A 14810-nucleotide genomic window follows, 5' to 3' on the forward strand; every position below is an offset into this window, starting at 1 on the left:
TCGCGCCGTTCCGCGATTCGATCTTGCGTGCGAAACAGCGGCGACCAGAGGGATGAATGACTGACAGCGAGCCTGCCGTTCCGATAGGATTCGAACGTCAATTCGATCCGGGGAAGGCGATGGAGTGGGGGCGCGCGATGGGAGAGCTTTCAGCCGCGATTGACTACCTGGCCACCGAAGATGTGTCCGAGATCCCCAGGGTGCAGCTCGCCGAGCAGCTTCTGGAGCTGCACTGGCAGATGGCCCGGCTGCAGGCCCAGATCGGCCGCCGCACCGGCGTCCGCCTTCCCTGAAGCCCCGCCGCGGGCCTGGCTGAGAGGCTGGGGGAAACAGCGTCACCGGCCCCCGCGGGGGGAGCCGGTGACGGAAGTGGGGCGCGGCGCCGCCGCCCTGCAGTGGCGGCGTCCGCGCCCTGGGCGAGGGCGCGTCCGCCCAGGCCCGGAATGAGACCGGCCGCTTTCGGGCGGCGGACTCAGAACCCACGCGCGTCAGTGCCACGGGCGCCGGCACCTCAGAGGCGCCCCGTTGTGGCCTGCCGCGTCGGTGCGACGGCGTCGCTCCCGGAAAGACCCCGGCCCCGGCCTCCTCGGGCAAGGGCTCAGCTCGGCCCGCGGGTCCCGACAAGGAGACCCCGGGCGTCGCGGGATCCCGGTCGCGTGCGGGGGGCCGTCAGGCGAGCGACGAGGTGTGTGAGCGGGGCCGCCGGTCGCCGGCAGGTCCGGTGCCCGGGCGTCGGCACCTGTGACACCCGCGAACCGTCCTACCGGCTCTCCAGCCGGCCATGCTCATCAGCACCTCCGTACCCGGCCCGGCGGCGCACCCGGGCGATCGCGTCCGGGAGCCGCGCCTGGTCATCTGCCCGCAAGCCGGGCCGAGGGCATGAGCCCGGGAGTCGCGCCTAGTTCACGACTCCAGGGGTGCCCCGGCCCCGAACCCGGCAGCGTCCAGCCGCGTTTCCGGGAATGCCGGTCGCGAACCCCGGGAGCGACTAGTCGCGGGCCCAGGTGTTCCGCACCGAGCTCGTCAGCGCGTCGGTGGTCCAGCCGAGGGCGGTGATGACGTCGCCGTAGGAACCGACGGCCTTGACGCCACGGGCCTCGACGAAGGACGTGCCCTGCTCGACGAGCGGGGCGAGCTCGTCCATGGAGGCGGCCTGGGAGGTGGCGGGCAGCGCCTCGACGACCGGAGCCATCTCGGCGGGCGCGACCTTCCCGAGCACCGGCGACAGCCCGCCACCGGTGACGGTCGGCAGCGCGTGCCGCGCGGCGGCGCTGAGCCCGCCGAGCACCGCGTCGGCGGAGAAGGCGCCGACGCCCTGGGCCACGCCCTGGGCCGAGGTGTCGGCCTTGACCTTGGGCATCCCGGGCTGCGCCATGCGCGCCGCGCCGCCCAGCATGGGCAGGGACCCGCCCAGGGCGCTCTTCCCGCTGAGCGGGATCTCGAAGCCGCCCACGATGGGAGACAGCTCGGGGATCGGGCCCCCGGTGCGGGTGACGTCCTCGGCCGCGTTGGCCGTGGTGCCGAACTCCGCCTGGTGCTCCGCGGCGGCGTCGCGCTGGGCCTCGGTCATCGCGGCGGGGTGGGCGCCGACCTTGGTCTTGGCGGCGCCCAGCAGGCCGCCGAGCAGGCTGCCCCCGGTCAGGCCGCCCAGCAGACCACCGAGCGGGCTACCTGCTGCCGTGGTGCCTCCGCCCGGGCCTTCGACGGCAGCGTGCCTGGCGGTGTCGTATCGAAGTTCCGCCTGGGCCGGCACGGCCATCGCCGCCGCCGCCAGGCCGAATACTGTGACGGCTATCGCCGTCTTGACTACTCGATTCATGATTGCCTTCCCGGCTCGTGATCGATCGCTCTCGAATGCGTGGAAATGCGAATCGATAACCCCCGTCTGCCGTCGCGTACGCGCTATGGGCACCACACGAAGCGTGTCGCCACGGCTGAGCTACGCAAGCAGTTCTATCACTCGTGATGATCGGCCGCAGGCGCATGAATCCCCATGTAGCAGGGGTTTGCAGGCCGGTTACCGAGTAAAGGGGGAGCGTTGAGCGGGAAGACAAAACGGGAAATAGGAGGGTCATGTTTCTGAAATTGCGCGCACCGTCTACATGATCGGACCGAACATCCGACGGCCCGCGAACAAAGGATCGTGAAATCAAATGTTCGCGGGCCGCGGGTGTATTTCTCCGGTCGCGGTGGGCGCGTGCGACCGGGTCAGACAGTCAGGCGGGCATCCGCCGGCTCGAACGGAAAGCGTTCGGCGAAGGCCGGGCGCAGATCCGTCAGCCAGACCGCTTCCGGGTCGTAGCGCGCGAAGAAGGGCCGGCCCACGAGCGCCGGGTCACGCGCCTGGATGAAGTGGAGCACGAACACCTTCTCCCCTGCGACCTCCATGACGCCGTCCACGCACACCTTGCCCGGCGTGGCCGACATCGAGGGCCCGCGCACCGTGCGGCAGAGCCCGGAGACGGAGGAGTACGCCTCCCTGAAGATCTCGTACGCCCGCGCGAGCGGCACCGCGAAGTAGTCCTGCGGCCCGGTGTCGCGCTCGACGAACATGTAGTACGGGATCATCCCCATCCTGAGCTGGCGCCGCCACATGCCCGACCACACGGCGGGGTCGTCGTTGATGGACCTGATCAGCGGCGCCTGGGTCCTGATCGTGGCCCCGCTGCCGAGGATGCGCTCGACGGCCGACCCGACCAGCGGCGACTCCAGCTCGCGCGGGTGCGTGAAGTGGGCCATGAACGCGAGGTTCTTGCCCGACTCCACCACCCGTTCGAACAGGCGGAGCGTGTCGTCGGCGTCGGGGTCGGTGGTGAAGCGCTGCGGCCAGTAGGCCAGCGCCTTGGTGCCGATCCTGATGGACTCGAGCTGCTCCAGTTCGATGAGCGGCTCGATGTAACGCCTGATCACCGGCTCGCCCATGATCATGGCGTCGCCGCCGGTGATCAGTACGCTCGTGACCTCGGGGTGCCGGCGGATGTAGCCGACCATCTGGTCGACGTCATCAGAGGCGAACTTGAGGTCGGCGTCGCCGACGAACTGCGCCCACCTGAAGCAGTAGGTGCAGTAGGCGTGACAGGTCTGCCCCTGTTTGGGGAAGATCAGCACTGTTTCTGAATATTTGTGCTGCATGCCGGGAACGGGCTCGTCGCCGATCTTCGGGACGTTGAGCTCCATCTGGCCTGCGGGATGCGGGTTGAGCTGGGCGCGTACGCGGTTGGCCTCGGCCTGGATCTCGGCGTTCGGCGCCTCGGCCTTGAGCAGGTCGGCCAGCCTGGCCACGTCTGCCGCGGGCAGCATGTCCTCCTGCGGGAAGACGAGGCGGTACATGGGGTCGTCGGGCGCGGCCGACCAATCTATGAGTTCATCCACGACGTAGGCGTTGGTCCTGAAGGGCAGCACCGTGGCGACGGCTCGCACCTTGAGCCGCTCGTCGTCGGCCAGCCCCGCACGCTGCAGGAGCTCGTCGAGATGCTTGGACGTGTACGCCTTGAAGCGCCGCGTGCCTGGTTGGTTCAAGATCACTAGGCCGTTCCCATCTTTTTTGTTCGATCTGATGTAAACCTCACGACCCTGTCGCGCGTCTACCGTCCTTAATACCCGGACGCGCATACTGGCGGCTACGGTTCCGCTGGTCTCCAAGTTTTCCTGGAGGTTCGCCGGCACTCGCGACATATCGCGTACGGGCATACACTGACTTGTCGTGACCGACGATCCAGCCCTGCGCGCCTCCGACACCGACCGCGACCGCGTGGCCGCGGTGCTCGCCGAGGCGCTCGCCACCGGAAGACTCACCAGCGTCGAACACGCCGACCGCCTCGACGTCACCTACACGGCCAAGACGCTCGGCGAACTCATCCCCCTCACCCGGGACCTGCCCGGGGTGTCCGCCTCCGACGTGCCTGTCGCGATCGAGCGGCAGGTCATCAGCTCCAAGTTCAGCAAGGTCGTACGCAAGGGGCGCTGGGTGGCCTCCCGGCACACGAGGCTGTCGGCCAGGTTCGGGGCGCTCATCATCGACCTGTCCGACGCCGTGCTGCCCGGGCGCGAGATCACGATCGAGACCGACGCGCGCTTCAGCAAGATGATCGTGCGGGTGCCCGAGAACGCCCACGTCATCGACGAGGGCAGCGCCATCTTCGGCAAGCGCCACATCACGGCCGGATCAGCCGGCGATGGGCCGCTGATCAGGCTCGTGGGCTCGTCCAAGTTCTCCAAGGTGGTCGTCACCAGGGGCCAGGACGACTGGAACCTGCTCTAGCCGGCCGTCCCGCCACAGGTCACCCGCACGGCCGGCGACAGGGCGAGCAGGACGCGTCCGGCCGGGGTCAGCACGGCGATCAGGACTGGAACGGGCCCAGCAGGGAACCAACAGGGCCTACCCGCCGGTTAACCTGACACCTGCCTTGCCTGCGATGCGGACATACCGAGCCCGCGTACCGGCCAAGCCGTGGCGGCGGGCTCGATGCCGTACGAGGTGATCATTGTCCGAGAGCAGGCCGGTCGCGCTCGACGCCATGGGCGGCGACCACGCACCGCACGAGATCGTGGCGGGGGCGGTGCACGCCGTACGGGAACGCGGCCTGCCCGTCGTGCTTGTCGGCTCGCCGCGCGTGCTCTACGAGGCGCTGGCCGACCACGACGCCACCAAGGAGGTGCCGATCGTCCGGGCCGAGGAGGCGCTGGAGATGGACGAGGGCGCGCTGGCCAGCCTGCGCCGCCCCCGCTCCAGCATCGCGGTCGCCTGCCACCTCGTACGCCGCGGCGAGGCCAGCGCGGTCGTCTCCGCCGGATCGACGGCGGGCATCGTGACCACCGGCAAACTCCGGCTCAAAGGCCAGCACGGAGTGCTCCGCCCGGCCATCGCCGTCGACCTCCCCACACTGCCCACCCCGGCCGTGCTCCTGGACGCCGGCGCGAACGCCGAGGTCAAACCGGAGATGCTGGTGCAGTTCGCGCACCTGGGGGCCACCTACGCCGAGCTCGCCCACGGCGTCGAGAACCCCAGGGTCGGCCTGCTCACGATCGGCAGCGAGGCCGAGAAGGGCGACAAACTGGTCAGGCGCGCCCACGAACTGCTGCAGGGCTCGACCGGCATCAACTTCGTCGGCAACGTCGAGGGCCACGACCTGCTGACCGGCAAGGTGGACGTGATCACCACCGACGGCTTCACCGGCAACGTCGCGCTCAAGACCCTGGAAGGCGCGGTCCGCTACGCGTTCGCCGAGCTCAGGGAGACGATCAGCGACAGCAGGCTGGCCCGGCTGGGCGCCGTCATGCAGCGCGCGCGCCTGCGCGAGCTGCACCGCCGCCTCGACCCCGAGGCGCACGGCGGCGCGGTGCTGCTCGGGCTGAACGGCACCGTCGTCATCGCCCACGGCGCGGCCAGGGCTCAGGGAATCAGCGCGGCCTGCCGGCTCGCCGCGGACCTGTCGGCCGCCGGCATCGTGCCCGCGATCGGCGAGAAGATGGTCTCGACCAGCGCAAGCCGCTCACACAGGCTGTGGTGAAGACTTAAGTCGCTCCCGCGAGCGCCGTCGAAGCTTTAGGGTGTGAGACTGATCCACAGAAACGGGGGCTAATGTGGACGGGCTCCTCTCGGTGACGCATGGGCTCACCACTGAGCAGGTGGCACGGGCGAAGGCCAACCACATCCCGCGCCGCTCCAGCCGTTCTCTCAGCGCGATCCTCAGGGCGAACGTCTTCACGCTGTTCAACCTGGTCATCGGCGTGCTCTGGGTGCTGATCCTGATCTTCGGCGAATGGCAGGACAGCCTGTTCGGGCTGGTCATCGTGGCCAACGCGCTGATCGGGATCATCCAGGAGCTGCGCGCCAAGCGCACGCTCGACCGGCTCGCGGTGATCAACGAGGCTCCCGTACGCGTGCGCCGCGACGGCCAGGAACGCGAGATCAACCCCCGTGACGTGGTCCTGGGCGACCTGATCCTGCTCGCCCCCGGTGACCGCCTGCTGGTGGACGGCGAGGTCGTGGCCGCCGAGGGCATGGAGGTGGACGAGTCGCTGCTCACCGGCGAGGCCGACCCGGTGCACAAGCGGCAGGGCGACCAGGTCCTGTCGGGCAGCTTCGTGGTGGCCGGGTCGGGCGCGTTCGTCGCCACGAAGGTCGGCACCGACGCGTACGCCGCCAAGCTCGCCGAGGAGGCCAGCCGGTTCCACCTCGCCCACTCCGAACTGCGCTCCGGCGTGGCGAACTTCATCAAGTACATCACCTGGCTGGTCATCCCGATCGGCGCCCTGCTGATCTACAGCCAGCTCAGCAACTCCGCCGACCTGCGCACCGCCGTCACCGGCGCGGTCGCCGGCATCGTCACCATGATCCCCGAGGGCCTGGTGCTGATGACCTCCATCGCGTTCGCGGTCGGGGTCGTGCGCCTGGGCCGGCGCAAGTGCCTGGTCCAGGAACTGCCCGCGATCGAGGGCCTGGCCAGGGTGGACGTGCTCTGCCTGGACAAGACCGGCACGCTCACCGCCGGCGGCATGGACCTCGACCAGGTGCTCCCCATGGGCGAGGGCCCGGTCGAGGCGGCGCTGGCCGCCCTCGCCGGCCTCGACGACCGCCCCAACGCTACCGCCGAGGCCGTCAGGGCCCGCTACCCCGCCGTCCCCGACGGCTGGACGGCCCGCTCGACCGTCCCGTTCTCCTCGGCGCGCAAGTGGAGCGGGGCCGACTTCGGCGAGCACGGCGCCTGGGTGCTGGGCGCCCCGGACGTGCTGCTGACCGGCGGCGACGCCTACGACAGGGCCACCGAACTGGCCGCCACCGGCACCCGCGTGCTCGCGCTGTGCCGCACCACGTCCCTCGACGGCACCGAACGCGGCGAGGCCGACGTGCGGCCCGTCGCGCTCGTCACGCTCAAGCAGCGCATCAGGCCCGACGCCCGCGAGACCCTCGGCTACTTCGCCAAGCAGGGCGTCACCCTGAAGATCATCTCCGGCGACAACCCGCTCGCGGTCTCCGCCATCGCCACCGGCCTCGGCATTTCCGGCGGCGACCGCTCGATCGACGCCCGTACCCTCCCGCACGACGACCCGGCCAGGCTCGGCGAGCTGCTCGACACCCACACCGTCTTCGGCCGGGTCAGCCCGCAGCAGAAGCGCGAGTTCGTCACCGCGCTCCAGGCCCGCGGCCACACCGTGGCCATGACCGGCGACGGCGTCAACGACGTGCTCGCGCTCAAGGACGCCGACCTGGGCATCGCGATGGGCGCCGGCAGCCCCGCCACCAAGGCCGTCGCGCAGGTGGTGCTGCTCGACGACAAGTTCGCCACCCTCCCCCACGTCGTGGGCGAGGGCCGGCGGGTGCTGGCCAACATCGAACGGGTCTCCAACCTGTTCCTCACCAAGACCTTCTACGCGATCGTGCTGTCACTCGTGGTCGGGCTGGCCGGGCTGACGTTCCCGTTCGCGCCCCGCCACTCGACGCTGACCAACGCCCTGGTCATCGGCATCCCGGCGTTCTTCCTCGCGCTGGCTCCCACGCTCGAACGCTCCAAGCCCGGCTTCGTGCCCCGGGTGCTGCGCTTCGCCGTGCCCGCCGGGGTGTTGTGCGCGGTGGCGGTGCTGGCGTCGTTCTGGATCGCGCAGCAGGGCGGCGCGCCCCTCCTCCAGGCCCAGACGGCCGCCGTGATCGCGCTCTTCCTCACCACCTGGTGGGTGCTCGTGCTCATCGCCAGGCCGCTCACCTGGTGGCGGATCGGCCTGGTCGCGGCCATGGCGGCGCTGTTCGCGATCGGCCTGTCGCTGCCCTTCGTCCGCGACTTCTTCGCCCTCGACCCCAGCGGTCTGCCCAACGATCTCATCGCCGTCGGCATCTCGATCGTGGCGGCGATCGTGACAAGCGTCGCGGTCAAGGTCGCCGGTACCCTTAGGGCATGACCGACCCGCAGATTGTGCTCACCGAGCGCGTCCAGCAAGCGCTGGCCCGCGCGTTCGGCCCGGAGCACGCCGACGCAGATCCGCTGATCCGGCCCTCCCAGTTCGCCGACTTCCAGGCGAACGTCGCGATGAGCCTGGCCAAGCGACTGCGACGCGCCCCGCGGGAGGTCGCGGAAGCCATCAAGACCGAATTGGCCGACTTCCCCGGCACGGTCGAGGTCAGCGGCCCCGGTTTCCTCAACATCACGCTCGCCAACCCGTGGATCGAGGTCGAGGCCGGGCAGATGCTGGCCGACCCGCGCCTCGGCGTCGGCACCGCCGCCCCGGCGCAGACCGTCGTGATCGACTACTCCGCGCCCAACGCGGCCAAGGAGATGCACGTCGGCCACCTGCGCACGACCATCGTGGGCGACGCGCTGGCCCGCCTGCACGAGCACCTCGGCAACAAGGTCATCAGGCAGAACCACCTGGGCGACTGGGGCACCCCGTTCGGCATGCTCATCGAGCACCTGCTCGACATCGGCGAGCAGGCCGCGGTCGCGCAACTCGAGGCCGGCCAGGGCACCGAGTTCTACCAGGCGGCGCGGGCCAAGTTCGACGGCGACGAGGCGTTCAAGACCCGCGCGCGGGTGCGGGTCAGCACCCTGCAGTCGGGCGACCCCGACACGCTGCGGCTCTGGCACGTGTTCATGGACGCCACCGTGCGCTTCTTCAACAAGGTCTACGACCTGCTCGGCGTCACCCTCACCGACGCCGACATCGCCGGCGAGAGCATGTACAACCCGATGCTCCAGAAGACCTGCGACGACCTCGAGGCGTCCGGCACGGCCGTGCTCAGCGAGGGCGCGCTCTGCGTGTTCCCGCCCGGCTTCACCGGCTCCGACGACAAGCCGCTGCCGCTCATCATCAGGAAGAGCGACGGCGGCTACGGCTACGCCACCACCGACATGGCGGCCATCCGCTACCGCGTCCACGACCTCAAGGCCGACCGCATGCTCTACGTCGTGGGCAACGAGCAGGCGCTGCACTTCCAGATGGTGTTCGCCGCGGCACGGCAGGCCGGCTGGCTGCCCGACACCGCCTCGCCCGAGCACGTGCGCATCGGCATGATGCTGGGCAAGGACGGCCGCCGCTTCAAGACCCGCTCCGGCGAGTCGGTCAAGCTGATGGACCTGCTCCAGGAGGCCATCGACCGGGCCGCCAAGCTGATCGAGACCCGCGACTACGACGCGGCGACCCAGCGCGAGATCGCCCACTCCGTCGGCATGGCCGCCGTGAAGTACGCCGACCTGTCGGTCAGCCACGACAGCGAGTACGTCTTCGACCTCGACCGCATGGTCGCCATGACCGGCAACACCGGCCCCTACATGCAGTACGCGACGGCCCGTATCCGCTCGATCTTCCGCAAGGCGGGCCTCGCACCGGCCGACGCGACGGCGTCCATCGTGCTCGACGCGCCCGCCGAACGCGCCCTGGGCCTCCACCTGCTGGGCTTCGGCGAGCTGGTCACGCAGGTCACCCTCGGCTCCGAGCCGCACCGGCTGTGCGCGTTCCTCTTCCAGACGGCCAGCCTGCTGAGCACGTTCTACGAGGAGTGCCCGGTGATCAAGGAGGGCGTCGACCCCGACACCCGAGACCACCGGCTCGCCCTGTGCGCGCTGACGTTGCGGGTGCTGGAGACCGGGCTCGACCTTCTGGGCGTCCCTGTCCCCGAGCGCATGTAACAGGCAGTTGGCTCAAAGTCTCCCGTTCCGTCGTGGGCGCGCCTTCACCGGGTTGGCGCGCCCCAACGGCTAGGCTTTACGCGGTCATGAACCGAGGCCGAAATGGGGGAGTTCTCTGCCTTGAGCACTGACCTGACTGCGAGCCCCCCAGCAGCGACCGAGTTGCATCGTTATGCCGAGGCGCTGCTGGCGCACCTCGCCGCCAAGGGCACCGCGCCTCCGGCCGACCCGAGCTTTCGCGACGTCCCCGGCTACTGGCTGCCCCCGGCGCTCGAAGCCCTGGTCGCCCTCCTCGCCGGTGACGACCCGCTGGAGCCGCTGAGCCGGGCCGCCGGTCGCGACCAGCAGCAGACCGCGCTCTTCCTCTGCCTGGCGCTGGCGGTGTCCGGGCAGGGCAGCCGCATCCACGCCTCCTGGCTCGGCACCGCGTTCGGCGACCTGTCGATCGACCACCCGGTCTCCCACGGCCAGCGCTCGCTCTGGCTGGCCGCCGCCCGGGGGGCGTACGGCCCCGCCGGCAAGATCTTCGTGCTGCGCAAACTCGACGCGCTGGCCGTCCAGGAGCACGCCGACCCCCGGCAGTGGGTGCAGGCGCTCGTGCCCGGCGAGCCCTCGGTCGTGGTGCCGCCGTCGCTGGCCGACTTCCCGGAGATGGCCGAGATCCCCGAGCTGGCCAGGCCCGCCGTGGCCGCCGCCCGGCTCACCAGGCTGCGCGGCCGGTGCGCCGAGATCACCTCGGCGCGGCAGTCGGAGCGCGACTCTCCCGCCCCGCTCGACAACGACCCGGCCACCCCCGCCGCGGCCTGGGCCGAGGACGAGCCGCTCGCCGTGCTGCGTACCCTGATCGGCCAGGGCGGGCCACCTGGGCCGAAGGCCTCGCTCACCTCGTACCTGCTCGACGACCTGCGACCCGGCGCGGACCCGCACCTGGCGGCGATCGCGCTGCACGTGGCCGCGCCGATCCTGCGTGGCGTGGCCGAGGAACTCGAGGCCGACAGCCGCCTCGAACCGCCGGAGACACTGACGGTCCCCCTGCTCGGCCACCGCATCCACCTGCGTCCCGAGGGCCCCGACCACACTTCGCTGGCCGCCGCCGAGGAGGCGATCCTCACCGAGGGCATGGTCCCGCGCGGGCGGCCCTGGGCGGCCGTGGTGCTCATCGTCGCCGGCCTCGCCTGCCTCGTCGGGGCGGCACTCGGCCCCCGCCTGCTCGCCGCCGCCGCGGTGGCCATGATCGGCCTGGCCGGCTGGCAGCTCTGGCAGCGCCGCAAACTCATCGAGGCCGACACCCGGTACGTCACCGCTCAGGTGAGCGAGCTGAGAGAACTGGCGGACGGCGCGGTCTGGGCGCTGCACGCGTACGCGCGGGAAGCGGAGACCCGCGCCGAGCAGGCAACCGAGGACTCGACCGAGCTCACCCGCCTCATCCGCCGCGGCCCCCGCGCCGCCCACTGACCCGCTCCACCGCCCACGCCCCCGCGCCGCCCCACGATGACCAGGTCACACGCCGCAGGCCGTGACATGTGGTGTCACGGCCCGCGAGTTGCACAAGAGTGAGAAACCCGCCGCTGCTCGGACGGGCCCTCAAGCTCAGATCCCGCTACGCGATCAAGTGGTCTCGATCTCCACGTGAGCCGGGGCGAGGAGGAACACGCGCTCTGCGATGCGCTCGATCCGCCCCTCGCATCCGAAAGCCAGTCCTGCGGCGAAGTCCACCATCCTTGTCGCCTCAGGCATCGACATGCCCGTCACGTCCATGATCACCGTCTGACCGTCACGGAAATGCTGGCCGATCAACGGTGCGTCGTTGTACTTGAGCGGCTGGACCATCACGATCCTCGACGAGTCGACGTTCGCGCGCCACCGCTTGGCGGCCCGCTCGGTCGCGGGGACGTACTCGTCCTCGTAGTGCTCGTCGTCGTCGTAGCCTTCGTCGTAGTGATCGACCCCGCTCAGGCCAAGGTAGCTCACCACCTTGCGCACTGCCCCCATCGGCTTGTCCTTTCCTCAGGAACTCACCGTAATCGGCACGTCCCTACACATTGGACGGTAACCGACGATTCCGCATTCGCCACGCGACACGCCCAGCCCTAATTCCATTTTGTACGGCTTGCAGCCTGCTTGCAGCTGGATATCCGACCCCCGTATACCATCAGCCACGTGCGCCTCTTCACGGTCGACGCCTTCACCGACACAGCTTTCCAGGGTAATCCCGCCGCTGTCTGCCTGTTGGAGACTCCGGTTACTGCGCGATGGATGCAGAGCGTAGCCGCCGAGATGAACCTCTCCGAGACGGCCTTCCTGCTCAGGGATTCACTGCGCTGGTTCACCCCGATGGTGGAGGTTACGCTCTGTGGCCATGCCACGCTTGCGACCGCACATGTCCTCTATTCGACCGGTACGGCGGACGGGCAGCTCGAATTCAGCACGGCCGGAGGCGTCCTTACCGTCAATCGCCGCCCCGACGGCATGATCACAATGGATTTCCCGGCCAAGCGAGTGACCCCCTCGGAGGTTCCGCCCGGCCTCGAGAATGCACTCGGCGCCACCCCGCTGCGGGTCGGGAAAAGTCAGCTCGACCTGCTGGTGGAGCTCGACTCGGAGGAGACCGTACGCTCGCTGGCCCCCGACATCCGCGCCCTGGCGGCCGTGGACGCCCGGGGCGTCATCGTCACCGCGCCCGGCACCGAGACCGACTTCGTCTCCCGCTTCTTCGCCCCGAACGTCGGCGTGCCCGAGGATCCGGTGACGGGTTCGGCGCACTGCGCCCTCGCCCCGTACTGGTCCGCCCGGCTCGGACGCACCTCCTTGACCGGTGCCCAGCTCTCGGCCCGGGGCGGACTTGTACATGTGCGCCACGACGACGACCGCGTCCATCTCGCCGGCCACGCGGTAACGGTGCTGTCGGGCACCCTGCACCTCTGACATTCGGCCCCCGTCAGAAAGCCGAGCAAGCCCACAATCACCCCCGGCCCCGCCCACTGCCACCCCACCGACAATCGCACCGCACACAGCGGCTGAGGGCCACCCATCGCTACGAGTAGCGGCATGCACACCGGACGTCAGACTCGGAAAACGCTCGCACCCGACCTCGCACTTGGGAAAGCACCCCATTCGGGACGTCCCCCAGAAGAGCACTCGTGTTCGCGCAGGTAGGAAGCACACAACGGCACCAATGAATGGTGAGCTGCGGAGGAGATCAGTGCCGGTAGCGGGAGTAACCACCGTGGCCGGGAAGCTCATCCTCGAAGTCGCCGGCGGCGACTGCGTCATAACCCGCCTGCCAGGCATGGGTGAGAATCTTCGACACCGTCTCGATGACCTGGTAGCCGGTGGCGTCCCCCGTCTCGATCTCCATCTTGATCGGCCAAGTCGGGAAATCGGCCCCGTCGTGAGTGAAGTCGGAATTGCGGCGGACCTCGATCTCCACAGCGCCGACCCGCAGCAGACGACCGTCGCGCGTCGCGCCGGTGGCACGAGCGGCCAACTCGATCGCGTCATCTTCGCCGGCACCCCGCAGGTAGAGCCCGCAGTAGTCGTAACGGCCAGGACTGTTCACCCAGCGATCCTCCTCCAGAATCACCTCGCAGGGTAGGACCTGAAAGTCTGGGCCGACATCGATGAACTCCAGCCAGCACACTCCATCACCGACGGCCTTGTCGTGACCCCCTGGGAGCCTTCCGAGCACGGCGAGTTCCCCCGGCGGCCATCACCCACCACCAAGCGGCGACGCGTGTGCGGCCCCCTCCTCGAGGAGGCATCGAAGGGTCTCGTGTTGCGACGCGCGTAGGGTGTTGCGTGATGATCACACCTCCCCATGAGCCGCCGTACATCACGGTCCTGCGCTCCAAGCTGGGCACGACGTCGGAAGCACGAGCGTGGAAGGCCGTACGAGAGCTGACCCGCCAGCCGGCCCCCGCAGGTCACGCACGTACGGCGCTCACCCTGGCCGGCCAGTTCGCCACCAAGCTGACCTCGCCACACACCGACAAACTGCTGAAGTTATGGCCGGAGTCGACCGATCCCGAGATCTTCGCGGAGTTAGTGCTCGCGCCCGCGTTCGTCCGGGAAGGACGCACCGAGCTGACGTTGACCAAGGTCGCCTCCGCCCCCGGCCTGCGCCACCTGACCGCTCTGCGCTCCCTGCGCTTCGAACGCTGCCGGACCCTGTCCGACCTTTCCGAGGTCGGCGAACTGACCGGCCTGACAGAACTCGACCTGAGCGGCTGCGTATCGGTCGCCGACGTGGCACCCCTGGCCGCCCTGACCGCATTGTCCAGCCTCGACCTGCAGGGCTGCACCCTCGTGTCGGACCTCTCCCCGCTGCTGAAGCTGCACGAGCTACGCGCCCTGAACCTCATGCAAACCTCGGTGGCGAGCCTCGACGGCATCGGCGCGGGCATGCCCCTGCTGGAGAACCTCGACCTGCACTCCTGCCGCGCGCTCCGGGACATCACACCCCTGTCCGGCCTGCGGCGGCTGACCACCTTGTGGCTCAGCGGCAACCCGAACCTGAACGGTCTCACCGGCTTGGGCCACCATCCGCGTCTGACCTCACTGGGCACGCCGACCTGCCCGCTCACCGATCTCGACGCGCTGTCCCGACTGCCGGCGCTGACCGAGCTCACCGTCTACAAACGCAACCGGCTCACCTCGCTGAAGGGGCTCGAAGAGCATCCATCGATCAGCGAGGTCCACCTGCTCGAGACCGACCGTCTCAAGGACTTCTCCGCCCTGGCCACCATGCCCGCCCTGCGCGAGCTGAGCCTCTACCAACTGCATCACCTGTCCGACCTGACCGCCTTCACCGGCCTGGCCCACCTGGAACGGCTCGTCATGTACCAGGGCCGACGGCTGCACAGCCTGGGCGACATCAAACTTCCCGCCCTGCGTTCCTTGAACCTGTACGACTGCGAGTCCCTGACGGACCTCGGCGACATGTCCGGGCTGCCGGCGTTGTCCGAGGTCCGGATCAAGGGCTGTCCGAACCTGCCGGCCACCACAGCCACCGACCTCAGATCCCTGGGCATCGAGGTCCACCTGTCCTGAGCAACAAAAAGGGCCCTTCCGGGGAAGGGCCCCACAAAAAAGCAGAAAGGGCCCCGACGCCCGTGGCGTCAGAGCCCTTTCCTAAAGATTGTCCGGCGGTGACCTACTCTCCCACACCCTCCCGAGTGCAGTACCATCGGC

At 69.5% G+C, this 14810-nt stretch carries 12 protein-coding genes; 8 read left to right on the forward strand and 4 right to left on the reverse strand.

Annotation, left to right across the window (positions count from 1 at the left end; translation table 11 throughout):
* Nucleotides 1–56: 56 nt before the first annotated feature.
* Nucleotides 57–293 carry a hypothetical protein gene (locus FAF44_RS34720; protein WP_237107575.1) on the forward strand — a complete coding sequence of 79 codons (237 nt, stop codon included), beginning with the start codon at nucleotides 57–59 and terminating at the stop codon, nucleotides 291–293.
* A gap of 695 nt (nucleotides 294–988) precedes the next feature.
* Here FAF44_RS34720 and FAF44_RS34725 read toward each other — a convergent pair.
* Together FAF44_RS34725 and FAF44_RS34730 are read right to left on the reverse strand one after the other, a co-directional pair.
* Nucleotides 989–1819, reverse strand: a complete 831-nt coding sequence (locus FAF44_RS34725) for a hypothetical protein (protein WP_237107576.1) — start codon at nucleotides 1817–1819, stop codon at nucleotides 989–991.
* Nucleotides 1820–2208: 389 nt separating this feature from the next.
* The gene (locus FAF44_RS34730) at nucleotides 2209–3525 is read right to left on the reverse strand and encodes a KamA family radical SAM protein (protein WP_237107577.1); all 1317 of its coding nucleotides are present in this window, start codon (nucleotides 3523–3525) and stop codon (nucleotides 2209–2211) included.
* 178 nt (nucleotides 3526–3703) lie between these two features.
* Between FAF44_RS34730 and FAF44_RS34735 the strand changes: the two genes are divergently transcribed.
* From FAF44_RS34735 to FAF44_RS34755, 5 genes are all read left to right on the forward strand, one after another.
* Nucleotides 3704–4261: a DUF1707 domain-containing protein gene (locus FAF44_RS34735; RefSeq protein ID WP_237107578.1), complete on the forward strand. Its 558-nt coding sequence runs from the start codon at nucleotides 3704–3706 to the stop codon at nucleotides 4259–4261.
* 223 nt (nucleotides 4262–4484) lie between these two features.
* Nucleotides 4485–5510: a phosphate acyltransferase PlsX gene (gene plsX, locus FAF44_RS34740; RefSeq protein WP_272895425.1), complete on the forward strand. Its 1026-nt coding sequence runs from the start codon at nucleotides 4485–4487 to the stop codon at nucleotides 5508–5510.
* Nucleotides 5511–5628: 118 nt separating this feature from the next.
* Nucleotides 5629–7896, forward strand: coding sequence for an HAD-IC family P-type ATPase (locus FAF44_RS34745; protein ID WP_237107579.1), 2268 nt, complete (start codon nucleotides 5629–5631; stop codon nucleotides 7894–7896).
* On the forward strand, nucleotides 7893–9620 hold the full coding sequence (gene argS / locus FAF44_RS34750) for an arginine--tRNA ligase (protein ID WP_237107580.1): 1728 nt from the start codon (nucleotides 7893–7895) through the stop codon (nucleotides 9618–9620). The genes FAF44_RS34745 and argS overlap by 4 nt, the downstream gene beginning before the upstream one ends.
* A 120-nt stretch (nucleotides 9621–9740) precedes the next feature.
* Nucleotides 9741–11075: a hypothetical protein gene (locus FAF44_RS34755; protein ID WP_237107581.1), complete on the forward strand. Its 1335-nt coding sequence runs from the start codon at nucleotides 9741–9743 to the stop codon at nucleotides 11073–11075.
* Nucleotides 11076–11228: 153 nt separating this feature from the next.
* Here FAF44_RS34755 and FAF44_RS34760 read toward each other — a convergent pair whose 3' ends face one another.
* Entirely contained in the window at nucleotides 11229–11612 is a 384-nt protein-coding gene (locus tag FAF44_RS34760; protein ID WP_237107582.1) for a cell division protein SepF, read from the reverse strand.
* A gap of 168 nt (nucleotides 11613–11780) precedes the next feature.
* Here FAF44_RS34760 and FAF44_RS34765 point away from each other — a divergent pair, with 168 nt between their 5' ends.
* A complete protein-coding gene (locus FAF44_RS34765) occupies nucleotides 11781–12545 on the forward strand; it encodes a PhzF family phenazine biosynthesis protein (protein WP_237107583.1) in 765 nt (254 codons plus the stop codon).
* 274 nt (nucleotides 12546–12819) lie between these two features.
* On the opposite strand, the gene FAF44_RS34770 is transcribed toward FAF44_RS34765, so the two are convergent.
* Nucleotides 12820–13260, reverse strand: a complete 441-nt coding sequence (locus FAF44_RS34770; protein WP_237107584.1) for a hypothetical protein — start codon at nucleotides 13258–13260, stop codon at nucleotides 12820–12822.
* A gap of 161 nt (nucleotides 13261–13421) precedes the next feature.
* On the opposite strand from FAF44_RS34770, the gene FAF44_RS34775 reads away from it, so the two are divergent.
* Nucleotides 13422–14669 (forward strand): leucine-rich repeat domain-containing protein, encoded by a 1248-nt coding sequence (locus tag FAF44_RS34775; RefSeq protein ID WP_237107585.1) that lies wholly within the window; start codon nucleotides 13422–13424, stop codon nucleotides 14667–14669.
* Nucleotides 14670–14810: the final 141 nt, after the last annotated feature.

This window comes from Nonomuraea sp. MG754425 (assembly GCF_021699195.1).
Taxonomy (GTDB): Bacteria; Actinomycetota; Actinomycetes; order Streptosporangiales; family Streptosporangiaceae; genus Nonomuraea.

What these genes read in the sequence shown, in the direction of transcription:
- FAF44_RS34775 (WP_237107585.1), top strand. Translation starts at nt 13,422, where the DNA reads ATGATCACACCTCCCCATGAGCCGCCGTACATCACGGTCCTGCGCTCC.
- FAF44_RS34720 (WP_237107575.1), top strand. Translation starts at nt 57, where the DNA reads ATGACTGACAGCGAGCCTGCCGTTCCGATAGGATTCGAACGTCAATTC.
- argS (WP_237107580.1), top strand. Translation starts at nt 7,893, where the DNA reads ATGACCGACCCGCAGATTGTGCTCACCGAGCGCGTCCAGCAAGCGCTG.
- FAF44_RS34725 (WP_237107576.1), bottom strand. Translation starts at nt 1,819, where the DNA reads ATGAATCGAGTAGTCAAGACGGCGATAGCCGTCACAGTATTCGGCCTG.
- FAF44_RS34760 (WP_237107582.1), bottom strand. Translation starts at nt 11,612, where the DNA reads ATGGGGGCAGTGCGCAAGGTGGTGAGCTACCTTGGCCTGAGCGGGGTC.